General features: G+C 43.0%; 21 protein-coding genes and 6 pseudogenes. 14 read left to right on the forward strand and 13 right to left on the reverse strand.

Features of this window, described 5'->3' with window-relative positions:
• Positions 1-166 precede the first annotated feature (166 nt).
• A complete protein-coding gene (locus AB4407_RS09910; RefSeq protein WP_372120435.1) occupies positions 167-1033 on the forward strand; it encodes a DUF2971 domain-containing protein in 867 nt (288 codons plus the stop codon).
• Between the two features lie 270 nt (positions 1034-1303).
• On the opposite strand, the pseudogene AB4407_RS09915 reads toward AB4407_RS09910, so the two are convergent.
• Positions 1304-1420, reverse strand: a pseudogene (locus AB4407_RS09915) (integrase); the annotation flags it as partial.
• 238 nt (positions 1421-1658) lie between these two features.
• Between AB4407_RS09915 and AB4407_RS09920 the strand changes: the two are divergent.
• Positions 1659-2192, forward strand: coding sequence for a shikimate kinase (locus AB4407_RS09920; protein WP_372120436.1), 534 nt, complete (start codon positions 1659-1661; stop codon positions 2190-2192).
• A gap of 292 nt (positions 2193-2484) precedes the next feature.
• Here AB4407_RS09920 and AB4407_RS09925 read toward each other — a convergent pair whose 3' ends face one another.
• From AB4407_RS09925 to AB4407_RS09935, 3 genes and pseudogenes are all read right to left on the reverse strand, one after another.
• Positions 2485-2763, reverse strand: coding sequence for a type II toxin-antitoxin system RelE/ParE family toxin (locus tag AB4407_RS09925; RefSeq protein WP_372120437.1), 279 nt, complete (start codon positions 2761-2763; stop codon positions 2485-2487).
• Positions 2760-3044: a damage-inducible protein J gene (locus AB4407_RS09930; RefSeq protein ID WP_372120438.1), complete on the reverse strand. Its 285-nt coding sequence runs from the start codon at positions 3042-3044 to the stop codon at positions 2760-2762. The genes AB4407_RS09925 and AB4407_RS09930 overlap by 4 nt, the downstream gene beginning before the upstream one ends.
• Before the next feature lie 77 nt (positions 3045-3121).
• Positions 3122-3241: pseudogene (locus AB4407_RS09935) on the reverse strand (IS110 family transposase); the annotation flags it as partial.
• A 91-nt stretch (positions 3242-3332) separates the two neighbouring features.
• On the opposite strand from AB4407_RS09935, the gene AB4407_RS09940 reads away from it, so the two are divergent.
• Positions 3333-3806: a GrpB family protein gene (locus AB4407_RS09940; RefSeq protein WP_372120439.1), complete on the forward strand. Its 474-nt coding sequence runs from the start codon at positions 3333-3335 to the stop codon at positions 3804-3806.
• Between the two features lie 251 nt (positions 3807-4057).
• On the opposite strand, the pseudogene AB4407_RS09945 reads toward AB4407_RS09940, so the two are convergent.
• From AB4407_RS09945 to AB4407_RS09955, 3 genes and pseudogenes are all read right to left on the reverse strand, one after another.
• Positions 4058-4153 (reverse strand): annotated as a pseudogene (locus tag AB4407_RS09945) (integrase); the annotation flags it as partial.
• 103 nt (positions 4154-4256) lie between these two features.
• On the reverse strand, positions 4257-4547 hold the full coding sequence (locus AB4407_RS09950; RefSeq protein ID WP_372120440.1) for a type II toxin-antitoxin system RelE/ParE family toxin: 291 nt from the start codon (positions 4545-4547) through the stop codon (positions 4257-4259).
• Positions 4540-4761, reverse strand: coding sequence for a TA system antitoxin ParD family protein (locus AB4407_RS09955; RefSeq protein WP_009847096.1), 222 nt, complete (start codon positions 4759-4761; stop codon positions 4540-4542). The genes AB4407_RS09950 and AB4407_RS09955 overlap by 8 nt, the downstream gene beginning before the upstream one ends.
• A 351-nt stretch (positions 4762-5112) precedes the next feature.
• On the opposite strand from AB4407_RS09955, the pseudogene AB4407_RS09960 reads away from it, so the two are divergent.
• A pseudogene (locus AB4407_RS09960) lies at positions 5113-5439 on the forward strand (hypothetical protein).
• Between the two features lie 449 nt (positions 5440-5888).
• Here AB4407_RS09960 and rplY read toward each other — a convergent pair.
• A complete protein-coding gene (gene rplY, locus AB4407_RS09965; RefSeq protein WP_009847093.1) occupies positions 5889-6167 on the reverse strand; it encodes a 50S ribosomal protein L25 in 279 nt (92 codons plus the stop codon).
• Positions 6168-6635: 468 nt separating this feature from the next.
• Here rplY and AB4407_RS09970 point away from each other — a divergent pair.
• Together AB4407_RS09970 and AB4407_RS09975 are read left to right on the forward strand one after the other, a co-directional pair.
• Positions 6636-7075: pseudogene (locus AB4407_RS09970) on the forward strand (glycosyltransferase family 2 protein); the annotation flags it as partial.
• Positions 7074-7216: pseudogene (locus AB4407_RS09975) on the forward strand (VOC family protein); the annotation flags it as partial. The pseudogenes AB4407_RS09970 and AB4407_RS09975, both read left to right, overlap by 2 nt.
• Positions 7217-7327: 111 nt before the next feature.
• On the opposite strand, the gene AB4407_RS09980 reads toward AB4407_RS09975, so the two are convergent.
• The 3 genes from AB4407_RS09980 to AB4407_RS09990 all read right to left on the reverse strand — a co-directional run bounded on the left by AB4407_RS09980 (position 7328) and on the right by AB4407_RS09990 (position 9863).
• Complete coding sequence (locus AB4407_RS09980) at positions 7328-8677, reverse strand: ATP-binding protein (protein WP_372120441.1); 1350 nt, start codon at positions 8675-8677, stop codon at positions 7328-7330.
• Positions 8678-8779: 102 nt separating this feature from the next.
• Complete coding sequence (locus AB4407_RS09985; RefSeq protein WP_372120442.1) at positions 8780-9439, reverse strand: response regulator transcription factor; 660 nt, start codon at positions 9437-9439, stop codon at positions 8780-8782.
• 25 nt (positions 9440-9464) lie between these two features.
• Complete coding sequence (locus AB4407_RS09990; RefSeq protein ID WP_371694658.1) at positions 9465-9863, reverse strand: PepSY domain-containing protein; 399 nt, start codon at positions 9861-9863, stop codon at positions 9465-9467.
• A 286-nt stretch (positions 9864-10149) separates the two neighbouring features.
• Here AB4407_RS09990 and AB4407_RS09995 point away from each other — a divergent pair, with 286 nt between their 5' ends.
• Complete coding sequence (locus AB4407_RS09995) at positions 10150-12531, forward strand: GGDEF domain-containing protein (protein ID WP_372120443.1); 2382 nt, start codon at positions 10150-10152, stop codon at positions 12529-12531.
• A gap of 76 nt (positions 12532-12607) precedes the next feature.
• Here AB4407_RS09995 and AB4407_RS10000 read toward each other — a convergent pair whose 3' ends face one another.
• Complete coding sequence (locus AB4407_RS10000) at positions 12608-14347, reverse strand: DEAD/DEAH box helicase (RefSeq protein WP_372120444.1); 1740 nt, start codon at positions 14345-14347, stop codon at positions 12608-12610.
• A gap of 97 nt (positions 14348-14444) precedes the next feature.
• Between AB4407_RS10000 and rsuA the strand changes: the two genes are divergently transcribed.
• The 3 genes from rsuA (at position 14445) to AB4407_RS10015 (ending at position 17196) form a co-directional block, all read left to right on the forward strand.
• Complete coding sequence (gene rsuA / locus AB4407_RS10005) at positions 14445-15140, forward strand: 16S rRNA pseudouridine(516) synthase RsuA (RefSeq protein ID WP_009847085.1); 696 nt, start codon at positions 14445-14447, stop codon at positions 15138-15140.
• A gap of 179 nt (positions 15141-15319) precedes the next feature.
• On the forward strand, positions 15320-16537 hold the full coding sequence (locus AB4407_RS10010; protein ID WP_016788018.1) for a Bcr/CflA family multidrug efflux MFS transporter: 1218 nt from the start codon (positions 15320-15322) through the stop codon (positions 16535-16537).
• Positions 16537-17196, forward strand: coding sequence for a DUF2913 family protein (locus AB4407_RS10015; protein ID WP_017101185.1), 660 nt, complete (start codon positions 16537-16539; stop codon positions 17194-17196). The genes AB4407_RS10010 and AB4407_RS10015 overlap by 1 nt, the downstream gene beginning before the upstream one ends.
• 126 nt (positions 17197-17322) lie before the next feature.
• Here the strand turns inward: AB4407_RS10015 and AB4407_RS10020 are convergent, their stop codons facing one another.
• Complete coding sequence (locus tag AB4407_RS10020; RefSeq protein WP_372120445.1) at positions 17323-18759, reverse strand: DUF2867 domain-containing protein; 1437 nt, start codon at positions 18757-18759, stop codon at positions 17323-17325.
• Between the two features lie 96 nt (positions 18760-18855).
• On the opposite strand from AB4407_RS10020, the gene AB4407_RS10025 reads away from it, so the two are divergent.
• The 4 genes from AB4407_RS10025 to AB4407_RS10040 all read left to right on the forward strand — a co-directional run bounded on the left by AB4407_RS10025 (position 18856) and on the right by AB4407_RS10040 (position 24595).
• Positions 18856-20229, forward strand: coding sequence for an MATE family efflux transporter (locus tag AB4407_RS10025; protein ID WP_372120446.1), 1374 nt, complete (start codon positions 18856-18858; stop codon positions 20227-20229).
• Positions 20230-20351: 122 nt separating this feature from the next.
• Positions 20352-21023 (forward strand): ABC transporter ATP-binding protein, encoded by a 672-nt coding sequence (locus AB4407_RS10030; RefSeq protein WP_017060385.1) that lies wholly within the window; start codon positions 20352-20354, stop codon positions 21021-21023.
• The gene (locus AB4407_RS10035) at positions 21004-23457 is read left to right on the forward strand and encodes an ABC transporter permease (RefSeq protein WP_372120447.1); all 2454 of its coding nucleotides are present in this window, start codon (positions 21004-21006) and stop codon (positions 23455-23457) included. Before AB4407_RS10030 ends, AB4407_RS10035 begins: the two co-directional genes overlap by 20 nt.
• Positions 23447-24595, forward strand: coding sequence for a lipocalin-like domain-containing protein (locus tag AB4407_RS10040; RefSeq protein ID WP_372120448.1), 1149 nt, complete (start codon positions 23447-23449; stop codon positions 24593-24595). Before AB4407_RS10035 ends, AB4407_RS10040 begins: the two co-directional genes overlap by 11 nt.
• Positions 24596-24822: the final 227 nt, after the last annotated feature.

The following is a 24822-nucleotide window of genomic DNA, read 5'->3' on the forward strand; positions in this document are numbered from 1 at the left end:
GAAAATGAACCACTGACGGGTACCGGTCTTAATGATAAGAGTGGAGCGCAAGTCAGTCCTAAAAAGCAAATTCCATAGATAGAAGCGGCCAAGTCCAACAGGTATTTATCCATTGTGCTACGACAACGGATAAATACTTAAGCGTTAAAAAGGTCAATAGGACACAATGGAAGAAAAGTTAAAAAAAGATATAGAAAAAATAGATAAGGTTTATAGGTTTTTAAGCGATGCTAAATACAATATTGAGGGTTTCAGTCAAGACTACCTTTGGTTTAGTGAACTCGATCGTTTTAATGATCCATTTGAATTAGTAGTCAAGGAAGGCGATTTTAACTTTACTAAGCTTTCTCATCAGCAACTAAAGTCATTCCTTCTTAGTAACTCTGGAATCACATTTGGAGATCCAGAATCTCCTGCTAAAAGTTATTCGATTAGTGACTTTAGCGATAAGCAACTAGAAAAATTGGTCGTCGAAAAATTCGATGAAGTGGCTAGCGCACTCAATGTTATTGTACTTGATATTATAAACAAGAAACAAAATAACAAGTTTCATAGTTTAGCTCATGATGCAAATACACAACCGCTTGAGAATAGGTTAATGTGGTCACACTATACTAATGGTTTGAGAGGTTTTGTTATCGAGTTTTACCTAGATCCTCTTTTGGCCTCGATTGCTAGTAAAGCAAGTTCATCTTTTGGTGGGTATACGCTTATGAACTACACAGCTCTCAACTTTGATAACTATATTAAAGAGACAATTGATAGCGGTAAACCACTATATGCCGATAGAATGTTGTTTTCCAAACATCTTGACTGGAGCTACGAAGAAGAGTTGAGGCTAATATGTGCAGAACAAAAAAACACATATGACAAATCGTGTATCTCCAGAGTTATTATTGGTGAAAAAATGGATCCTAATAAGAAGAGAGATTTGATCGGAATTATCAAAAGTAAAGGGCTTCTAGATAAAACGTATGTCACTTCAATAGACAGAAAAGACTACTCAATAAATATTTGCAAGTTTGTAGAGTAGCCTGCTTAAATTTAACTAACTAATAAGGATTAAGGTGTTGCGCAGCCAACACTAAATCCCGAGTGTTGAACAAGCCCGAAGCCACTTTATTAAGTAAATTGTACGATTGAACTTGAAGGGCGCACCGTTTTGAGGCTTTTCTCAAGGCGAGCGAGGCCAAGATGAGGTTGTGATAGCAATCTTATCAACCAGTTAGCTTTTTTTCGTTTCTTTCGTCGTCACATCTCCTCTGTTTTCGTCAATGCCATTCTCCTTATTATCAAATGCCTTTCGACGAACCGCACGAGAATAGGCATCAATGGTCGCAGGTCGTTTACCTTGCAGCTTTAGGCTGGTAAGGTGTTGTTCATAAAGGGTGTTGTAGCGTTTTAAGTCATCGGGTTTCATGGGATTACTCCTGTGAACGACCATCAGTGTGATGGTGTTACAAGAGTATGGCTTGCACTCGCTTTACTCTGCCGCGCAGCGACTTCGTTCAACAAACAATTTAAGAGTGATTCACAACGCTTGGTGTCCTTACTTCAAGTCAGTTTAGCGTTTATGGCACAATGCTTTAGGTAAGGTGTTAGCGTTGTTCACACCTGAATTTGGGGTTATGTGCTAAGGCAAAAAATCAGGTCAGGCGATGAAAAGAATCAATGTAATAGGCACTAGTGGTAGTGGAAAAAGTACTTTCAGTCGCCGGCTTGCGAGTGAGCTAAAGTACCCTTATGTAGAAATGGATGCCATATTCTGGAAGCCCAATTGGCAAGAATCTTCAGATGAAGAGTTTTTCGCTAATTTAGCTGATAGGTTAGGCGCCGAGCATTGGGTTCTTGATGGTAACTACAACCGAACTGCTGAAATAAAATGGAACAGAGTAGATACCATTGTTTGGGTTGATTACTCCTTTGTAAGAACGTTGTTTCAAGCTGTGAAAAGGGCTTTAGTTCGTACAGTGACCAAGCAGGAATTATGGGATAAAACAGGTAATGTTGAGTCGTTCAGAAAGTCTTTTCTTAGCAAAGACTCTATCATTCTTTGGACGCTGAAAACGTACAGTAAAAATCGGTCTCGTTACACAGAACTACTTAACGATCCAAAGTATAGTCATATCAAATTTGTAAGAATAACAAGCCCTAAAAAAGCAAAGGCGTTCCTGAGCGAGTTACGCACATAACTAATAAGGATTAAGGTGTTGCGCAGCCAACACTAAATCCCGAGTGTTGAACAAGCCCGAAGCCACTTTATTAAGTAAATTGTGTAATTTAGTTTGAAGGGCGCATCGCTTTGAGGCTTTTCTCAAGGCGAGCGAGGCCAAGATAAGGTTGCGATAGCAATCTTATCAACCAGTTAGCTGTTTTTAATAGAATAATCAGACCTTGCACCTTCGGTGCAATTAAGTACCACATAACTGTGGTAAATCCTCTGAATGGGGGCGTGTCATTCGTTAGTTCGCCCACTGATTATAATCAGTCGGTAGGGAATTTCTGCTTCTGGTGTAGAACTCGCATGACACGCACTGCTGGGCAATCAACCCAGTACGAAACGACCATAGAGATTTCAGGAACAATTAGTAATCGTCCTCGAATACCAACACGTTGAACTCCCATTCGTGGTTGCTCAAGTAAATTTTCTACTTTGGCTTCGATAATTTCGTCAGTTTTTTCTGCCACGTCAGGGCTGAAATCATAAAGAAACTCAAAGATCTTCTCACGATCATTAAGTGATTCTTCTTCCCATAAAATCATTGTTGTTCTCGGCTGCGAATCTTAGCTTTTCGGTCTGCCATTCTTGTTTTTGCTGAGTCATGATCAACAAATGAAGCTTTTCCTGAGTCAAACTTCTCAAATGCTAGGTTAACTTGTTCAGCTAACCAAGTGTCATGAGATAATGTTTTTCGTTGTTGTTCAGCCATTTGCTCCGTAAGCTCACGGCAAGCGTCGCTGAGTGTGCGTCCTTGGCTCTCTGCCATTTGCTGAGCTAAACGTTTAACTTCGTCATCAACGCGAAATTGAATTCTAGTATCCATGAGTAACTCCTAAATTGACGTGTGTCAAATGTTAGCACTGGAGTAGAGCAAGGGCAACTAACAAGCGAGTATGGGATCAGCAGTTTAGAGCGGGTTACTGACTTATGAAGTAAGACTTTACCATTTTGGTCTACGGCATGAAGGCTAAAGTGGTTTTTAGCTAGGTCGATACCGCAGAAATAAGAATAATCAGACATGGTGCCTTCGGTGCAATTAAGTACCACATCAGTGTGGCAGATCCTCGGTAGGGGGAATCCATGTCATTCGTTATACCTTTTGGGAGAAAATATGCAATTTTACAAAGCAGATGACTATCAGGTCTCTTGTGCAAATCTCTATCGTAAGTATGAACTTCAGATAGCCGCTTTACTTCCAGGCGCAACAATTGAGCATATTGGGGCATCTTCTATCCCTAATACTGTATCTAAGGGAGACCTAGACATACTTGTTGGTGTTAACGGTAACGAGCTAGAAAAAGCAGTGAAGTTACTTTCTACTTTAGGCTTCAACGAAAAATCCAATACGTTAAGAACTCCAGAGCTTTGCATGTTAGAAAACAGCTCAGGTGAAGATGTCGCTTTTCAAGTTGTAGCGAATGGCTCAGAATTTGACTTCTTTGTAAAGTTTAGGGACAAGCTCCGTAGAAGCCCTGAGTTAGTTCAACAATACAATGAACTCAAAATGTCTTGTACAGGTTGGGCTCACGAAGAGTATCGTCGAAAAAAGTCAGCTTTTATTGAGCGCGTTTTAGGACAGGCATAACAAATAAGGATTAAGGTGTTGCGCAGCCAACACTAAATCCCAAGTGTTGAACAAGCCCGAAGCCACTTTATTAAGTAAATTGTACGATTGAACTTTAAGGGCACATCGCTTTGAGGTTTTTCTCAAGGCAAGCGAGGCCAAGATAAGGTTGCGATGGCAATCTTATCAACCAGTTAGCTATTTTTCGTTTCTTTCGTCGTTACAGCTCCTCTATTTTGGTTGATGCCATTCTCCTTATTATCAAATGCCTTTCGATGAACCGCACGAGAATAGGCATCAATAGTTGCAGGTCGTTTACCTTGCAGTTTAAGGTTAGTAAGGTGTTGTTCATAAGGAGAGTTATAGCGTTACAAGAGTATGGATGGTAGCTGTTTTACTCTGCCGCGTAGCGGCTTCGTTCAGCAAACAAGTATGGGTCAGGCGGGAAAGGATATTTTCGATCACATGGAATCAATATATTTTCTTCATATCTCGAGAAAAGTTTTCGTGTGAGCCGAGAGCCATTAGTTCGAGAGTTACAGTACCATCTTCATAGCTATAACCGAGCAATGTTAATTGCTTAACCATCTTGAATTTATGCACTCTCAAGAAAAACAGGTCACCTTTCTTCTGCTCACCAAGATGCGGATCTTCTATAAGGGCTCGAATAGCATTATCTAGATCCGTTTTTTGGTTCTTGTGTAATTTCTTGACCGCCTTCTTAAAATTAGGTGTCTGAAGAATGTTGGTAATCTTAGTCAAAAGAGTAAGCCTCTAATTTACCGGCTTCCTTCTCAGCTTTTGCTATGACTGCTTGCTTTACGAACTCATAAGGTAGATCAGGGTTGTCTTCCATCATTTTCCCGATTTTAGCCCAGTGCTCAATTTGTTTTGGTGTAGTGCGGTTTAGTGCTTTAGCCATTATCGCTGCCTTATCAAAAAGATCTTGGTCAATACGTACACTTGCAGTAGCCATAATATGTCTCCTAATTTAGTTTGTATTTATATTGTAGTAAATCGCCACAGATGTTGCAAGTTGCGCCATGACAAGCATTTAAGGCGGATTCTTATATGTACCTCTAGCCAAATTTTATGCCTGTATTTCTTAGCATCAAGCGAAATCTAAATTAGTGGAATTAATATCAAACTAGACTTTGGAAATATCCCTACAGGCGTTTAAAGCAGCCTAATACTGGCCCTTCCTTTCTGCTCAAGATTGGATTTCGTGTTAATAGCGCTCTGGTTTACTATTGGGTAATCGTGTCGGTCACGTCCTTTAAACGCCGTAACGTCCTACCCTAAGAAGTAACACTTGGTGGAGGTCTGTATGAATATCAAAGAGTCTGATTGGAAAATTTTTGCGATATAAAGAGTGAAGCTGCGCAACTGTTTTGTACTCGTCAGCTAGATGAAGCCATCAAAGCGATTACTGATGAATCAGAATCTGTAGCGGAAAGGTTTCACTTTATGTGCGAATACTCCAAAGAATCTCAAAAGCAAATGAAGCTTATTTTTGATGACCATTCTCGAAGCCGAGCATTTATCCAGCTCATGCAAATGTGCGAGGAAGGTTTGGTTGTACCAAAACAATTCGAACGCCTTTCAGAGGAACTCAAAAAAAGACATTACGAACGCTCTAGAAAGAAAAGCCTAAGGAAAGTCGGGTATTCAGGCCGCTGACCTTGTAAATGTACGATAACCTTCCAAGGCAAACTGCTACAACCATCTTAATATTACTCTTCTTTATTCGCTAATTCGGAATCGAATCCATGATTTTTGGGCAGGGAGGCTGAGTGTTATGTTTTGAAAAGTGAGTGTGCGAAGCCTAGCGAAAAAGCGGTCTAGTCTTTGCATTAGAAAAACAATTGTATAAGTCCACCTTTCGTCCACCCCAGCAAGACTGGGATAAAGTGGGGAAGAGGAAAATTGATTATTTTCAGTCTATTGCGCGAGATTTGAGGCGTTTTTGAGGGCTCAAAAACGGTGAAACCCCGATGTTGGTAGCATCGGGGTTTCGAATTTCGAGATTTCTCGACTGGTAAGATCGATTATCTTTTCTATGCAGAAGGCTGGATTAATCCAATCTTATTCCTTGGTAGGGAATTAGATACGGATGAAGTCCATGTGCTCAACTTTAGGCTTGAACGCGTGACGTTGAACGTCTTGCGGCTTAACCTTAACTTCTGCGCCGTCAATCACTAGAGTGATTGTTTCGTAGAATTCAGGCTTATCCATTTGGTTGATCACGTCAGCGTGAACAAGTTCGATAGCTACAGCTGCTGCTTCGCCACCGTAGATTACAGCTGGGAATTTACCAGCGTGACGTAGGCGGCGGCTCGCACCTTTACCTAGTTCAGTACGTACTACTGCTTCAAATTTCATAGTTTTACTCTCAAATTAGTAAAAATTAACTTCACACCTCAATGCGACCTTGAGTATGTGGTAAAGCTTAGGCATAAACGAGTTCATGCTTAAGCGAGCGCGGATACTAACATCACATTCAAATCTGAGCAAGTCAGAAGCCCATCTCAAAGTGAATTTCCTTCGATAAATGACTCATTTGGAGATAAAACGTTCACTAGCGCTTATTTACCTCATTTTATCGTCTTTTACATTGCCAATCTTATCTATTTATAGCGCAGCTAAATCATCAAGTTAATGAACGGAAAATGAATGTTTGCCTAAGGCCTTGTTAATGCTCGGTTGGTTAATCTTAGTGTTAATTAAACAGCAGATTGAATAGGTTAAAATATGGAACCGGTAAGCATTGTCGTTATTACGCTAAACGAAGAGAAACGCATCAGCCGCTTAATGGAAGAGTTGAGTGTGTAAACCCATCAAGAATTTGAGGTGATTGTTGTTGACTCGAACAGTGAGACAACACAAGAGGGGTGGCACAAGCTTATGAAAGCGCGTTGCCAAAGTTAACGGTTCATCATATGGAAAATCGTGGTGTGAGCCTTGGCCGAAACGCAGGTGCTTCATTAGCGCAGTACAACCGAATCCTTTTCTTGGATGCCGATGTGAGTTTACCCCGAAACTTCCTTGCGAAAGCGCTTTATGAACTAGAGGAGAACAAGCTTGAAGTCGCGGGTGTGTACATGAGTTCGAAAGGCTTGCCGCTTGTACACAAGTTTGGTTACGGGCTCCTTAATGCTGGCTTGTTTACAACGCAGTTCTTCTTCCCTACAGCGATTGGCGCCTGTATTTTCTCGACTAAACGAGTGCATGATGAGATCGGCGGTTTCGATGAAGAGATCGTACTGTGTGAAGACTGTGATTATGTAAGAGGATTGTGCCACAGAAGCAAGTTTGGCTGCGGCCAATGGTGGCGAGCTACAAGTACCCAAAATGGATATTGGCGAGCATGGTTTATCAGTGTAGTGAGTGACACGGAAGGCAACATGATAGGGCTTCACTCGATGAGCTAATCGTATTGAAGTGGGAAAAGCTTTGTTAAACCAGAATCAAGTTAAGCCCTAGCGTTGTGCTAGGGCTTATCGTATCTATTTAGTTTACTTAGTCTATTTAGCTCGTTTAGCTTATGTAACCTTGCTTATTTTGAGCACCAAAGAGGCTTTCAATCCGCCCATAGAGCTCTTGCTGAGCGTTAGGCTGCCTCGGTAACTGTGTGCCATTTCATTCACGATGTTAAGCCCCAATCCTGTTCCCGGTGTGGTTTCATCAAGTCGAACACCACGTTTGGTCACTTGCTCAAACTTCTCTTCAGGAATGCCTTGGCCATCATCTTCAATCACCAATTCTATGTTGCCATCGTCGAGTTCATTCGAATGGACACGGATAATGCTGCTCGCCCATTTGTAACTGTTCTCGAGTAGGTTGCCGACCATTTCATCAAGGTCGGTCTTTTCGACCGCGACTTCAATCTCAGAGTCTAGCTCGTTAATCATGGTGACGTCGTTGGCGGCGTAGACTTTATCAAATGCCATTGAGATAGCTTCGACACGCTCACAAGGTGAAGACTTCACCGAAAGAATGTTCATTGCACCTGCCATGCGCGCACGGCCAAGGTGATAGTCTATTTGGGTCTGAATCTGATGAATGGGGTGTTGTAACAAGGTTTTGTCATCGTCTGGAAGTCGCTCAATCTCATTTTTCAAAACCGACAGCGGCGTTTTCAACGCGTGAGATAAGTTACCCGCATGGTTACGAGCTCGCTCCAATAACTCTTGATAATGGAAGAGCAGGGCATTGAGATCAGACACTAATGGAGAAACTTCTTTTGGGTAGTTAACACTTAACCCTTGTTGCTCGCCGTTTCTTAACATCACCAGTTCACGTTGCATCTTACTCAGTGGCAATAGCGACCAACTGACTTGAATACCAATCAACATCAGAACGCCCACAAACAGCAACATCAAAATCAACCAGACTTGACCAGTAAGCTCGGTCAGTGTGGATTCTAGAGGGTCTTCATCGATACCAATGGTGATCGTGACAGGGTGATTCAGTTCAGGCAGATAGATATCCTGCTCGATATAAATCAGCTTTTCTTTATCAGGCCCTTTGATTGAAGTATGAATCGGCGAACGCTTGATGGTGAGGTCTTTGTCCCATAGAGATCGAGAGCGAATAATCTGGTCTTGGGTAGCAGCTCGCCAATAGATACCACTGTAGGGTTGGTTAAACCTAGGGTCAGATAGGCGCTCAGCCATGATTAAGTTACCACTTTCGTTGGTTTCGATATTGGCGGTTAACTCATCCATGGTTAAAGCAAGCTGCTGCTTCATGTCATCGACGAGGTAGTCATTAACCAGTTTCGGAATTCCGACACCTGCCGCTAAGATCATCGCACCTAGCCAAAAAGCCGCGGCAAGGAGCAAGCGGCTTTTTAGACTGACGTTTTTAAGTGTTCGTTTTTTTAGATTCATACGTTACCAGCCTGACTTTACTCGTCTTGCTATCAGAACAATAACTATCAGCACAGGCTGTCCACTGATTGGAGATTGCTCTTAGCTTAATTAAACACAGCATTATTCAGCATTCAGTTGGTAGCCAAGGCCACGAACGGTTTTGATGATCTTAGGTGCGATTTTCTTACGAATACGACCGATGAAAACTTCAACCGTGTTTGAGTCGCGGTCGAAATCTTGTTTGTAGATGTGTTCAACCAACTCAGTGCGCGAGATAACTTTGTTTTGGTTATGCATGAAATAAGCGACCACTTTATATTCAAGCGCTGTGAGGCTAACTGCTCGGCCTTGCCACAACACTTTAGAGCTACGTGTGTCTAGGCTTAAATCACCGATTTGAAGTATAGGAGCAGGACTACCTGACGCTCGGCGTAGTTGAGCACGAATTCGAGCAATCAACTCGACCATTTCAAATGGCTTAGTTAGGTAGTCATCAGCACCTGCATTCAAGCCTTCTACACGCTGAGTTAGCGTGTCACGCGCACTTAGGATAATCGCTGGCGTATTGATGTTTTCGTCTCGAATGCCTTTCAACACGGTTAAACCATCTAGCTTTGGTAAGCCTAAATCGAGAACGATGGCATCCCACTCCTCTGATGTAGCACGGTAGAGTGCGTCGATGCCATCTTGAGAAAGCTCGGGAACCCAGTCTGCTCCCTCAAGTGTTTCAATAATTTGTTGACCTAAACGAGGTTCGTCTTCAACGACTAAAATTTTCATGTATCACTCTTTTTATTGTTATTGATTATTCGTGGGAGTTTTTGATTGCTTCTTTAAAGTTACGACCTTTAATCATCAGCATTTCTAACGTTTCAGCGTTGTATTCCACTTTAATGATATTGTTTTGGTAATTTATTTTTAGCTCATACACCCAAATATCATCGTCTTCTTCTAGTTCTACTTTAATGATTCGGCCATGAAGGTCGTTTTCAACCGCAGCATACATTTCTGAGAAAGGGCGAATGTAGCCCTCTTGCACCGCTTCATAGACTTCGTCTTGATCTTCTTCAAATTCGATACGGGTTCCCGCTTTATGAACATCTTGTACAAGATCATGACCGTTATGGTGATCATCTTGTGCAAAGCTTGATGTCGAGCCTATAGCTACAGCGATACAGATGAGTATAGCGCTTGGTTTTTGCATGCAGTGGCCTTAGTAAAAGAAGCAAGTAATGACAGTTTAATACAATAAAAATGAATGGAGTATGAATGTGAATACGAGAGACGCTTTATGATTTTAGCAATGTAAAGTGTTGTATCAACGTGCAATTAACCAACCTGAGATTCATGTTGATTCATTTGCACAATAGTAATGTGTTGACGTTATTACATTCCCTTACAAATTACAAATAATTAACATGGTAAACTCGCAAGTATATGACTTATGGGGCTCTTTGCCGCGCGATATTTGATTTAATAAGGATTTTAGAGTGCCATTTACAGTGCTAGTTATGTTGCTTTTTTCAGTGCTGATAACGTTCACTAGCCATGCTAATGAGTTAGATTTTAAGCAAATCAGTGATTTCGAATATGGTATGGTAGTGAGTGACTCTTCGGTTGATGCCATCCTATATAAGGAAGAAGGGTGGAGCTCAATTGTTACTTGTATTCCTGAACCTAATCAGTCGTGTTGGCTTAAACTTGTACTACCTTCAGACAACCAATCATATGAACATTTAGTTTGGAAATCTCTTTCATCCCGGACAGGAGAGCTGTTTTTTGTTGATCAAGACGGCAAAGTTGTTGGCAATTTTCTGTTTGAGTATTATCGCTCGCTACGGCTGAACAAAAATTTTGAATACAGTTATGTTTTAGTGAAATTTCCTAGAGGTAAGACTGTAAATGCCAGTGCGTTATTTTCGAAAGAGCATCAATTAAAGCAATCACTTGTCATGAAAGATGGGGTAATTCTAGCCCTATTTATATTGGCGAGTGCCATATCGTTAGTTTATGTTTATTATGTTTGGCCGATAAAACGAGCTAAAACACTATTTATAACTTGTTATATAGTGCTGTTCTCTATGTTTTATATTTACAAGTTTGGGTTTTTATGGGATGGGTATGATGATAAAGGAACCTACGTTATAAATTTTTTTAGAAGCGACTACTGGTTCGTTTCTTATTCATTATCTTTAGTTTGCGTGTATTTAATGCTTGTTTTTTCAAGTTGCGATAGAATAAATACTAAGCACTTACTGATTTGTTCTTCATTTGTGTTTCTACAGTTCTTTTCAGTTTATATAAACTTTGACGTTATTGTCGGATTTTTAATTAGTACTATCCTAGCAGCCGTTGTTATAGCATTTTGTTTGATATCAAAAGAAGTTAATAATAAAGTTCAAATAATAATTAGCTATCTTTCCTGTTTTATTATGTCTGTGGTGGTTCTTGAATCATCAATGACTATTTCATTCATGCCTGAGTATTACTATTTAATACAGGCGTTATTCTACTTATCTCACGCTTCTTTTGTATTAGCGTGTGTTTATGATCTTGGGGAATTAAGAGTTATTAATCTGGGCGATTATAAGAAATTGTTGTCTAACTCTGATAAAGATTTCATGACAGGGTTGTATAATCGAAAATCCATAGAATATAAAAAGGTCATTGAGAGTTCTCGTTGTTATTATTACATTGATGCAAATCAGTTGAAGTTTCTCAACGATAGTCAAGGTCACCATGTGGGTGATCGAATGATAATAAACTTAGCTATGCGCTTCAAAAAAATAGCCGCACAAGGCATAGGGAAGGCGTATAGAGTCGGTGGAGATGAATTTGTATTAATTTGCCAAACGTCGGTTTCCAAGGAGTTGCTAGAATATTTGTTGGAACAGAACCTCACCCAAGAAACAGAAAACGCTCTCAGCTTTAGTTTTGGCCGTTATCGCAGTGGTCCTAATGAATCTGTCGAAGACTGTATTTACAAAGCTGAATACTGTTGCCGTAAAGCAAAGTCCAACAATGAATCTTACCAAGACTGGCAGCAACAAGATGGGGTCATGCTCTATAGCTTACCGAATCTTAGAGTAGAAGCAGTTGAATTACTTAACTCGGATAGGTTGCTTTGCTTTGCTCAAAAAATTCATTCTTTAAAGGGTGTTGCTTCGAGCTATGAGGTACTGTGTCGTTTAAAAATGGAAGACGAAGAGGGGCGTGAAAAAATCGTTTCTGCTGGTGAATTGCTCGATGTTGTAGCCTCTCATGGGCTTGAGAAGGAGCTCGATTCTCGTATGCTTACTTACGCAATTGGCTTACTTGAGCATTATTCAACTATTCAATTGTCATTAAACTTCTCAGTTAAAACCATTTTCGATATGAGTGTTATCGATCGTTTATGTCATCTACCCCCTTATATCCGTTCCCGTTTATGTGTTGAAGTGACTGAGCTTGTTTTTTATCGTGCAGATGAGAAGTTTCGAAAAATAGTAGAGCGACTACAACACCACCAGATAATAGTTGCCTTAGATGATTTTGGTTCAGGTTATTCATCGTATTCAATTTTATCTGAAGGCTGTTTTGATACGATCAAGCTTGATGGTTCGCTTGTTGAAAATATTAACAGTTCTGATTTTAAGAAAAAAATGGTGCACTCATTAGTTGAGTTGGCAGAAATGAGCCAAACTAAAGTGGTTGCAGAGCGTGTTGAAACAATTGAAGAGTTAAGAACTTTAGAAACGCTAGGCATTGACTTTATTCAAGGCTTTTATATTCATCGGCCAACCTTAGCCATTGAGCTTTTTGATAATATGGAAAAAGAGGCGCGGGAATCAGAAAAAGCTGAGCGCAATCTAATTTGTGGTTTAACAAATTAACTCATGTGCGGTCATTAGAATGTGAATAAAAGGAGTATAAATACTCTTTTTATTAATTCTGTTGATTATTGGGAGCCTATTGCTTGAGTTCATCTTCGAATATCTTGTCTCTCATTTTCCAAAAGCGCCCGACTTTACGTGCAATCACGAATTGAGGTGGGCGGAATCGATGTTGGTGAGCGACCACCTTCGTCGGTGAAGCTTCCTCAAACGGTCTGTGTCTGTCGGCAAGGTGAGGGCGAACAAACTGATCCTTAAAGTTCTGCTTATGTTTCTTAGTGGTTAATGACCAAAACTCATGCACTTGTGCTTGGTTTTCTCCACGGTAGGTGACCTTAAGCTGCGATTTGCCTTTTTCGTCCTTGAGAACGTTAAGGTCCATTTCTAAACACTCAAACACCAACGCATCTTTGAGGTTTAACGCTTCCTTAAGCTTTTTATCTGGGTCGACCAAGGTGGCATCACACTCATGACAAATGCGCGCGGCAATGTCGTTGTCAGCGCCGCATTCACCACAATACTTAGCACGAAAACGATAGTTACAGTGCTCGCGTTCGCCCGTGTCTTCATCGGTAAAGTAGCCTTGGCATTTACGGCCAAAGTGTTCGAGTAAGAAGCCGTTGCTGTCTAGCTTGCCCCAGAAGTTATTATTGAAGCCGCAAGCAGGGCAGGGAATAGTGATGATTTCACTGTCTGAGTCAGGCTTTGGGTCTCCGACCTCTGGTTGGTAAAGGTCGTAACTGTTGCCCGCATAGTCGAGCACTAAACACTCTTTTTTACCCGGAGATAGGCGTAAGCCACGGCCAACGATTTGTTGGTACAAGCTAATAGATTCTGTTGGGCGCAAAATCGCGATTAAATCCACATGGGGCGCATCAAAACCTGTGGTTAATACTGACACGTTAACCAAGAACTTGATTTTACGTTCCTTGAAATCATTGATGATTTGGTCACGTTCGAGTGTCGGTGTGTCGCCGATTACAATTGAAGCTTCACCTTCGGGCAGTAAACCAAGGATCTCTTGTGCGTGTCGAACGGTGGCTGCAAATACCATGATGCCGAGTTTGTCTTTGGCCAGCTCAATAATTTGGTCGACAATTTGCGGGGTAGCACGCTTCGATTGCTCAATCACCATATCGAGTTCTGATTCTTTGTAGCGGCCTGTACTTGCAGGTTTTAGCTGTGAAAAGTCATAACTCAATACTGGCGCATCGATCATGCGTGCTGGTGTTAGAAAGCCTTCGTCCAACAAATAACGAATCGGCAGTTCGAAAATACAGTCTCTGAAAAATCTCGGCTCTTCAGAACGCACTTGGCCACGCGTGTGATATTGGTAAAGCCACCCCATACCAAGACGATAAGGGGTCGCGGTTAGTCCAAGCACCTTGATGCCCGAATTATTCTCGCGCAAGTGAGTGATCACTTTTTGGTAGCTACTGGTCTTTTCATCGGGAACACGGTGGCATTCGTCGATAACCAATAATGAGAACTGATTGGAGAATGAGTCAAGGTTTCGAACTACGGATTGAACTGAAGCAAACACCACTTGTTGGTCTGTCTCTTTACGCCCTAAACCGGCAGAGAAAATTGAACCTTTTAGCCCATAACCTTCATACTTTTCATGGTTTTGTTCGACCAACTCTTTAACGTGAGCGAGTACCAGAACTCGACCTTTCGCAAGCCTTGCTAGCTCTGCAATCACCAGGCTTTTTCCTGCGCCTGTAGGCAATACAAGAACAGCCGGTGTTTGGTGTTTTCTGAAGTAATGAATCACTGATTTTACTGAGTCAGCTTGGTACGGGCGGAGTGTATACATATCGTGTCTTGTAAAATGAAAAACAAATAGTGTGAAATAGCTCAACTAATTGAGCAAAGGTGACTATAATACCCGACTTAGATTAGTTGAGGTATTCATGCGTTTAGATAAATTTCTGTGCGATGCGTTAGGCGTCACTCGAAGAGAAGCAACACACTTATTAAAATCAAAAGCAGTGACAGTAAATGATGTCATTCAAAAAAGCGGCTCACTTAAGGTAACTGAAGAGTGCGTTGTGGAATGGCAAGGCAATGAACTGAATGTTCACGGCCCGCGTTACATCATGCTTTACAAGCCAGAAGGTTTTGTTTGTTCGCATGAAGATGGCTCAAATCGCACTGCGTTTGAGTTACTCGATGAAATCAAAATGGACAAGCTGCACTTTGCAGGTCGTTTAGATGTTGATACAACGGGTCTTGTCTTAATGACAGACGACGGTAAGTGGTCTCACCGCATCACATCGCCAAAGCACAAGTGCGAGAAGATGTACCGAGTGTGGTTGGTTGAACCTGTTGAAGACGATTACGTTGAAAAGTTCAAAGAGGGCATCCAGCTTAAGAGCGAAGACGGCCTAACACTTCCAGCACACCTTGAAGTACGTGCAGAGCGAGAAGTATTGCTAACTATTCACGAAGGCAAGTACCACCAAGTAAAACGCATGTTTGCAGCACTTGGTAACAAGGTAGAAGCACTGCACCGTGAACGTATTGGTGAAATCGAGATGGATGAATCTTTAGAGTTGGGTGAATACCGTTACCTAACACAAGAAGAAGTAGACTCTATCTGGAAGTAGTTTTTTCTATTGTAAAATGTGGCCGACCAAGGATAGCGTCGGCTGATTATTGTGACTGGTACTAGGACAGTTTCAGCCATTATTACTATTTGCGTATTTATATATCGCTATGTGTATATTCGCGTATCACTGTGTGCATGTTCATGCTCACATAAAACCTAGTACTTAGTCGGAGAGTTATGCAAACGTCTACCCAACAGACCCCAAAATCACAACCACAAACTCCTCAGTTAGGTTGGATGCTATTTTTGGTTCTGGGGGCGATTGGTGCACTGACACCACTCGCCATCGATATGTACCTGCCCGCAATGCCAACGATCGCCAAAGATCTCGGCGTAACAGCGGGTGAAGTACAAATCACACTCACAGCGTATACCGCAGGTTTTGCGTTAGGTCAGTTGTTACATGGCCCGTTAGCCGACAGTTATGGTCGCAAGCCTGTTTTACTGATTGGTGTCTTCTTCTTTGCAATTGCGTCTGTTGTGAGTGCTACTACTCATGGCATTGAAGCGCTAACGTTAGTTCGTACTGCTCAAGGTTTCGCAGGGGCAGCGGCAGCGGTCATTATCCAGGCCGTTGTGCGTGATATGTTCGACCGTGAAGATTTTGCAAGAACCATGTCGTTCGTTACCTTGGTGATGACGGTTGCGCCACTTATCGCACCTATGATTGGTGGTTACTTGGCATTGTGGTTTGGCTGGCGTTCAATCTTTTGGGTCTTGGCCATTTTTGCGGTGATTGTGATTCTCGCGGTAATAATCAAAATCCCTGAGACACTGCCTGTTGAAAATCGCCAGCCACTGCGCTTTAAAACGACGATTCGTAATTACGCTCGTTTATGTAAAAACCCTACGGCTATGGGCCTGATTTTCTCTGGTGCATTCTCTTTTTCTGGGATGTTTGCATTCTTAACCGCAGGCTCTTTTGTTTATATCGACATTTATGGCGTACGTCCTGATTTGTTTGGTTACTTATTTGGCTTGAACATTGTTGCGATGATTCTGATGACGACAATCAATGGTCGAATCGTTAAGAAGGTCGGTTCTCATACCATGCTGAGAGCAGCGCTGGTCATTCAATTACTGGCTGGTGTGGGTTTACTGGCTGGTTGGGCATTGAATCTCGGGCTTTGGGGTATTGTACCGTTTGTGATGCTGTTTATCGGCACTATTTCTACGATTGGCAGTAACTCTATGGGTCTACTGCTAAGTGGTTACCCTAATATGGCAGGCACGGCTTCATCGCTTGCGGGAACATTGAGATTTGGTACTGGTTCTGTCGTTGGAGCGATCGTTGCGATGCTACCAAGTGACAGTGCTGGGTCTATGGCTATGGTAATGGCTGCGTGTGCAGTAATGTCAGCATTACTATATTGGACATTAGGAAAGAAGGCATAATGTCAAAATACTATATTGAAATTCAGAAGTTAGTGAATGATGCACTAGGCGAGCTTTACGCTCTGCACAAAGCAGGCAAAGCGATTGATGCGCCTATTGCGAACAACCTTTATTTAGTTCGTTGGGTAACGAAGGCGATTAAATCTCAAGCGTATGATCGCGTGATTGTGCCTGACTTGGTTCGCTGGCAGAAACAGGGCCGTTCAAAGGGCAATAACTCTGATTTAACTTTTACCTTTAAACGTATTTCTGCGTTTTACGGACGTTTTTTCCCTGAAGGCGAAGAGCCTAAAGCGCTAAAAGACAGTGATGTTGAAGCGTTCATGGACAAAATGTACGAGATGGGGTGGAGTGTATCAAGTGAAGACGAGCTAACGACTGGCGGTAAGATTCAATTCTTCACCGATGGTGAGCACTCTTTTGCTTTGTGTGGCAAACAGTGTGACGACTCTTTCGACGGTGAGCTGATGGTTAAGCCAATGAACTGGTTTGTTCGTGGTAACCACGCAGAGTTCATTCAAGCAGCGATGGAAGCCGGTTTCATGCTTCACAAAGTCACTGACTACAAGTCAGCGGTGAAGTACCACGGTGAATACATTGTGTACCCTGCTAACCAAGGCAACCAGCTGGCTGAGATCCCAATTAGCGTTATTGGCTAATCTAGTGACAGTTAAAAATATAAAGACCGCCTAAATGGCGGTCTTTTTCTAGCAAGAAGGTGTGGAGGCAGTCTCATCTATAGCTCTAAATTTCTTCGTATCTCGTTGCCGGATCTCGAATCTGCTTTAATCCTTCATCTGCTCTTTAGCTTGCTTCTCAATCGCCTTCACCATGCCTTTAAAGATAAATAGGTGAGCTGGCATCATTGCGAACCAATAGAGTAGACCTAGAAAGCCTTTTGGGTGCCACCAAGCTGATATGTTCAATTCGCGAGACTCTCCATGGTCAGACACAGTAATCTCCAATCGTCCTAACCCGGGGCCTTTCATTCCGAAAAGCAGGGAGAGAAACTGATTTTCCTCACAGCGAATCACTTTCCATGAATCGATTTTGTCGCCCACTTTTAGCTTGGGGCCTTCAGGCATTTGTCGCACAGGTACGCCGCCGCCGAAAAGAAGGTCCAACCATTCGCGTGTGCGCCATAAAGCGTTAGCGAAGAAGTAACCTTGCTTCGGGCTTCCTATCTGTTGAGCTACTTGCCAAAGAGACTCTAGTGAGGCAGTAGACATGATGCTTGCGCCTGTTTTTTTTGGGTAATAACCGTATCCCGCTTGCCAGCGTTTGAAGGCAGTTTTATCGAAGCCCCACACATTACTCTTTACGAAGTTTCCTTCAGAATGAATAGCTTGCTCAACCATATTCTCGAACGAGATAAGCCTCTGAGGGTACTTTTCTCTAATGGTGGTCGAACTGGCAATAAAGTCATGCTTTAAGCCAGCAAGCAGTGCTCTGCCTATGTTGGACGGTACAGATGTCACTACGCCTAGCCAATATGAAGCAATCTTGGGTGTGAGCAGTGATGTAGCCCACAGCCGGAGTGGACGATCGGCCGTTTTGGCAATATGAGCAAATTGGTTTCGATAAGAGACAATATCCGGCCCACCAACTTCGAAGGTTTGGCTTTCTATAGGCGTGTTTTGTGCTAGCTTCAGCAGATAGTGGTTCAGGTTCTGCAAGGCAATAGGGTTGGCTTTAGAGTCGACCCATTTTGGCGCAATCATAATAGGCAAGTTGTAGACGAAGTCTCGCATGATCTCGAACGCCGCAGAGCCAGGGCCTATGATGACGCCTGCTTGAAGTTCGGTTATCGGTACCGGCCCTTTACGAAGTAGTTCACCGGTTTTCTTTCTCGCTTGAAGGTGCTCTGAGTCACCAGTTTGAGGCTGCAGCGAGCTTAGATAGATAACGTGCTGGTTTTTAGGGCCAAGTGCAGAGACAAAGTTACGGGCTAAGTTCAGCTCATAATCGATAAAGTCGTGGCCTTCTGCCATTCCATGGACAAGGAAGAAGATAAGATCAAAATCGGGGACTAAGGCTTGTGTCGCAGCTTGATCGGCCAAATCAAGATACTCAAGTGATAAGTTTTCGTGAGGCTCGGTCCGTGCCTTTAAATAGTCGATATGCCTTGCTGCTGCCGTGACTTGATAGCCTTGCTCAAGCAGGAGAGGGAGGAGTTGTGAACCTACGTATCCAGAAGCGCCTAAAACCAGTACTTTCTTCATTACTACTCCATTTATATCTGTGGTTAAAAACCGAACATTGATATAATAGCGCGATATTTATCTTTATTCATCAATACGTTCTGTTTAGGTCTCTCTATGTTGCTCTCTTCAATTATTCATCACACACGCGGTGATTTTGTTCGCAGGCTGATTGCCATAGCTTTGCCAATCACCTTGCAGAGCATCATGTTTTCGAGTCGAGGCTTAGTGGATGTGTTGATGCTAGGTCAGCTTGGAGAAGCAGACATTGCGGCTGTGGGTGTGGCGAGTCGTGCGATGTTCGTGACGACCATTATGCTGGTGGGTGTCACCACGGGTGGTGCGTTATTGACTGCGCAATATTGGGGCGCAGGTAACAAGCAAGGCGTCAGAGAAAGTACGGCGTTGACTTGGCTGGTTTCAACACTGTTTGCATTACTAACTATTGTTTTCTTCGTTTCATTTCCCGCACAAATCATGGGTGTGACGACTGACTCACAAGAAGTCATCAGCCTTGGTGTTGACTACATCGTGATTACGTCGTTTAGCATGTTAGCGGTGTCGTGTGTCAGCAGTATGGCCGTTGGCCTAAGAGCGATGCACAAGCCAGGTTTAAGTACTTTCTTTAGCGGTATCGGAATTCTATCGAATGTGTTTCTAAACTGGGTTTTGATTTTTGGTAATTTGGGCTTTCCTGCCTTAGGAATAAAAGGCGCGGCGATTGCGACAGTGTTAAGTGGTGCAATCGAAGTGGCGACCTTGTTTGGTTATCTTTATTGTTCAAAGCATCTCTTGGCTTTCAAGTTATGCGATATAAAAGCAGCAGCTTCGATTGAAAAAGTGGTTCGCTTCTTAAAGTTATCGCTGCCGACGACGTTTAACTTTTTGGCGTGGGCTGGTGGCTTATTTGCTTACCACGCGATCATGGGGCAATCGGGCGTTCAAGGACTGGCAGCACTGTCAGTGATGACGCCGGTTGAATCTATCTCATTGAGTTTACTGATTGGCCTTTCGAATGCGGCAGCGGTTCTGGTGGGTAATCAACTTGGCGCAAAGAATAATGAAGCGGTTTATTACCAAGCGTTAGGCTTAACGATTCTGTGTTTCTTGACCAGTATCGTGGTCGCGATTTTTCTTTACTTCGCACAAACGCCAATACTGAATGCTTTTAGTGCACTGACGGAAGAAACCAGAGCCCTCTCAGAAAAGTTCATTCTAATTTTAAGCGTGGGTATTGTTATCCGATCGGTACCGCTGACTGTCATTGTTGGTGTGTTGAGAGCGGGCGGTGATGTGAAGTTCTGCCTTTATCAAGACCTGATTGCCCAATGGGTGATCGGTATTCCGCTCGCCGCGATTGCTGCTATCTATCTGAAGTTTCCACCTGAGTGGATATATCTGCTTTTCCTCACTGAAGAAGTGCTTAAGTGGGGTGGGTCGCTCTACCGCATGAAAACAAGAAAATGGATTAAAAACTTGATAGGAAATTGAAGTAGAGCGCATCAACCCCATCACTTTATCGTTGGTGTGTGATCTATCTTTCAAAATACTTCCTCCTAACAGGGAATTAGTGTAGATTCTCATTCCAAATTCTAATTAATGTGAGCTGTTTAATGTTAAAGCTGTCAGACCTGTGTAAAGGCTATGTCGATGGGGGGGAGTTTCACCCTGTTTTGCAAGGTGCTGAATTAACATTAAACCAAGGTGATCAGCTGGCATTAATGGGAGAAAGTGGCTCTGGTAAGAGTACTTTGCTGAATCTTATCGCGGGGTTAGACCTAGCTGATTCAGGTGAAATTGCTTTCCCTCACTTCAATATGCACGACTCTACCGAGCGTGACCGCACCGCTTATCGTAGAAACAACATCGGTCATATCTTCCAGCAATTCAACTTGCTACCAACGCTTAACATTGCCGACAACATCCGTTTTTGCCGCCAGTTAAAAGGTTTACCTGAAGATAAGGGGCTCTGGAGACAGATTCTTTCTGCTTTAGACCTAATGCCTTTGCTTGGTCGTTACCCTGAAGAAGCGTCTGGTGGTCAACAACAACGCGCAGCGATTGCTCGTGCCTTGTATATGGAACCAAAAATTCTGTTAGCCGATGAACCGACGGGAAGTTTAGATGAGCGTAATGCAGAAGCGGTAATGCGTTTGCTGACCTCTTTGGCCCGTCAATTAGAATGTACCTTATTGCTGGTGACACACAGTGAGAAAGTTGCATTGCATATGGATGGCAGAATTCGCCTACAAGGAGGGCAACTGCATGTTATGGCCCGTAGTTAAAGCGCTACTTGGTCACTATCGACGTTACCCACTTCAGATTATCTTGGTATGGCTTGGTTTAACCCTAGGCGTATCACTTTTGGTTGGTGTTACCGCTATCAACCAACACGCCAAGCAAAGTTATACGCATGGCGAAAAACTCTTTTCGAATCCTCTTCCTTACCGTATTCGACCAAAACATAACGCGAATAAAATCCCGCAAGGTTTTTACATTCAGCTTCGTCGTGAAGGCTTTCAGCAGTGTTCTCCTTTTGACCACCATAGTATCACTGATGAAAATGGTGCAAACTTTATGCTTATTGGCATAGACCCTGTTTCTATGCTTCAGCTTCAGCCTGGTGCTGCCCTAAAAGAACTCACCACGTTAGATCTCATGAAACCACCATATCCGATCCTAGTGAGTGATGATCTTGCTGAACATATGGAATGGAAGGATGGGGACTACATTCCACTGATGGATGGTTCAGAGCTAGGTCCAGTGGTAGTGGACCAAAATAACCTGATTAATGGTACAAGGTTGATTGCGGATATCTCTTTGCTCCGAATGCTTAAACGCAGTGCAGGGCTTTCCGTGATTGCGTGTTCAGACATGTCTCCCGAGAAGTTTGAACGTCTTAAAAACATGTTGCCCAATGGTTTGACAATCTCTCGCAGCTCTAAAGCTGAGCTTGAGTCATTGACTAGCGCTTTCCACTTAAATCTAAAAGCGATGGGCATGCTGTCGTTTGTCGTTGGCTTGTTTATTTTCTATCAAGCGATGTCGCTGTCTTTCATTCAGCGCCAACCACTCGTCGGAATCTTGAGACAAACAGGTGTGTCTGGTTGGCAACTGACTAAAGCGCTTTGCTTAGAGTTATTGTTATTGGTTCTACTGAGCTGGATCTGCGGTAATGTATTCGGTGTCATGTTGGCAAACCAACTGTTACCTGCCGTTTCTTCGAGTTTAGGTGATCTTTACGATGCGAATGTGGGCTTAACCCTTAGCTGGAGTTGGCGTTGGAGTGGTTATAGCTTATTAATGGCGTTGCTTGGTGCATTCCTAGCGTGTGCATGGCCATTGGTTCGTTTGCTGAGGTCGCAACCGATTCGTTTGTCATCTCGTTTATCTTTGATGCGTTTTGCTGGTACTGAGTTTACTTGGCAAGCATTGATTGGTTGTGGTTTCTTGGTTGCAGCTGTCGCTGTGTATCAAGCCCCACAAACGCAAGAATCTGGTTTTGCGATTATTGCCCTGATGCTCGTCAGTGTGGCTTTGTTTACGCCTTTCTTGATGTGGAAGCTGTTCAACAGTTTGTCTTATTCACTGCGTTGGGTTCGTGCTCGCTGGTTCTTTGCGGATGCCGCTTCAAGCATGAGTTATCGTGGTGTGGCGACAATGGCGTTCATGCTAGCGTTAACAGCGAATATTGGTGTAGAAACCATGGTGGGTAGCTTTAGGGATACCACCGATAAATGGCTAACACAGCGTTTGGCTGCAGACCTTTACATTTACCCAACCAACAACGCCGCTGCACGTATGAGTAATTGGCTGTCAGAACAGCCTGAAGTCGATTCAGTTTGGTGGCGTTGGGAGAAAGATGTCGCTTCCCCTGTCGGAAGTACCCAGGTGGTCAGTACTGGTCCTTCTGAAGGCGAATTAGAAGCGCTGACGATCAAGTTAGGTATTCCGAATTACTGGTACCACCTGCATCATTCGAAAGGTGTGTTGATCAGTGAATCGATGTCTCTCAAGTTAGGGATTCGCCCAGGCGACTATATAGACCTTTATGACAGTCTTGGCTCTGGTTGGCAGGTTGTTGGTGTTTATTACGATTATGGCAACCCTTACCATCAAGTCATGATGTCACATCGAAACTGGCTATCTGGGTTTGCTGGACGCGGAAATGTCGGTCTAGGCGTCATACTCAAAGATGATGTCAATTCCGTAGGACTTCGAAGTCGATTGGAAAGCGTATTCAGGCTTGGATCTGAGCGTGTTTTTGATAATAACAATATTCACAGTCAGGCGATGAGAGTGTTTGATAGAACATTCGCGATAGCTGATACATTGGGTAACATCACTTTGGTCATCGCGGTCTTTGGCATCTTTTTCGCGACGGTTGCGGGTGAAGTGTCTCGACAAAGGCATATTTCATTGCAACGTTGCTTAGGGGTCTCGGCAAAAGAGCTGATTTTTACAGGCAGCTTGCAGTTGTTTGTGTTCGGACTTATTTCTTCCTTGATTGCTATCCCGCTCGGATTGGCGTTAGCCAGCTTGATCGTCGATATTGTCATCAAGCAGTCTTTTGGGTGGTCACTCGAATTACAAGTGATTCCTTGGGACTATTTGCAGACATTTGCGTGGGCCATGGCAGCATTAATGTTAGCTGGTGCATTACCAGTGATGAGAATGATTCGGAATACACCGATGAAATCACTGAGGGATGCACTTTAATATGCTTCAACGAAATGGTTCAAAAAAACTCAGACACCGACTTGTTTCCGCTCTATTACTGATTGGTTTCTTTGGCATTATTTTGGGTGTATGGGCGTACTATTCCTACTTTGTCGATGTTGGTGATAAGGGCGAGAATGAGGTTAACTCAGTACTTGTAAGCGAGCACTTCAATGTGTTTGAACCTGTATTACCAGACCGCGGCGTTTCGTTACCTCGTGATTTTCAGTTCCACCCAGAATTCCAGCATGAGTGGTGGCATTATTTTGCTTCTCTAAAAGGGGATGATGGAAAAAAGTACTCGGTACAGTGGAGCTTCTTCCGTATAGCTACCGATGAGAGAGAAACTCGAGGGTGGCAAAGCCCGCAGGTTTATATTTCAAATGTGGTGATTTCGTCTGAATCTAAGGTTTGGAAAGAGCAGCGTTTGGCGCGCGGAGGTATTGGCCAGGCGGGTATGACCAGCCGTCCATTTAGAATTTGGATTGATAATTGGAACTGGCGCGCCCTTGGTAACACTCCTTTCCCAGGTCGCCTTGAAGTACAAACCGATACGTTTGGCCTAGAACTCGACACTATTGCGAAAGGGCCATACGTACTTAACGGTGATAACGGTTATCAGAAAAAGCACGATTTATTGCCTGTCGCGTCTTATAACTTCAGTGCTCCGTTTTTATCTTTGAGTGGGGTTTTGAATCTCGACGGCGTAGCGAAAGAAGTTGAAGGTACTGCGTGGGTACATAAAGAGTGGGGCAGTGGTTTACTTGGAGTGGGTCAGCAAGGCTGGGATTGGTTCGTGTTTAACCTCGATGACGGTACTGCGCTGAGCATTAACCGCTATCGCCATAATCAACAATTACCGTATGTGTTTGGAACATTGGCAACGCGTTCGGGCAAAGTGTATCAGCTAACGGACTCCGATATTTCTATCCAACCTTTACAGAATACGACGCTACTGAATGGTAGAAGAATGCCGCTCCAATGGATTATTAACGTGCCACAACACAATATTAACCTCACTACGCGTATCAAACGTAGGGATATGTGGTTACCTTTTGTCATACCCTATTGGGAAGGGCCAATTATGGCTAGCGGAAGCCATGAAGCAACAGGCTTTATGCAGTTAACCGGTTACTAAAAAGCACCTAAGGCTATCATTTGATAGCCTTTTTTTATGTTTGATATTCCGACAGCCCTCGAATTATTTGTGCATACAGCCTTGATGAACTCATCTATACTTAGTTCATGGTGCATAACAACATTATGGAATATACGACGTATTGTTTAGTATTTGTAGGAAAAACCGAAGTTAAACATCCGAAGAAGTGATTATCTATCGATTGAGCTTGGATATAAACTCGTGGT

The organism is Vibrio sp. 10N.261.46.E11 (genome assembly GCF_041472735.1).
Taxonomy (GTDB): Bacteria; Pseudomonadota; Gammaproteobacteria; order Enterobacterales; family Vibrionaceae; genus Vibrio.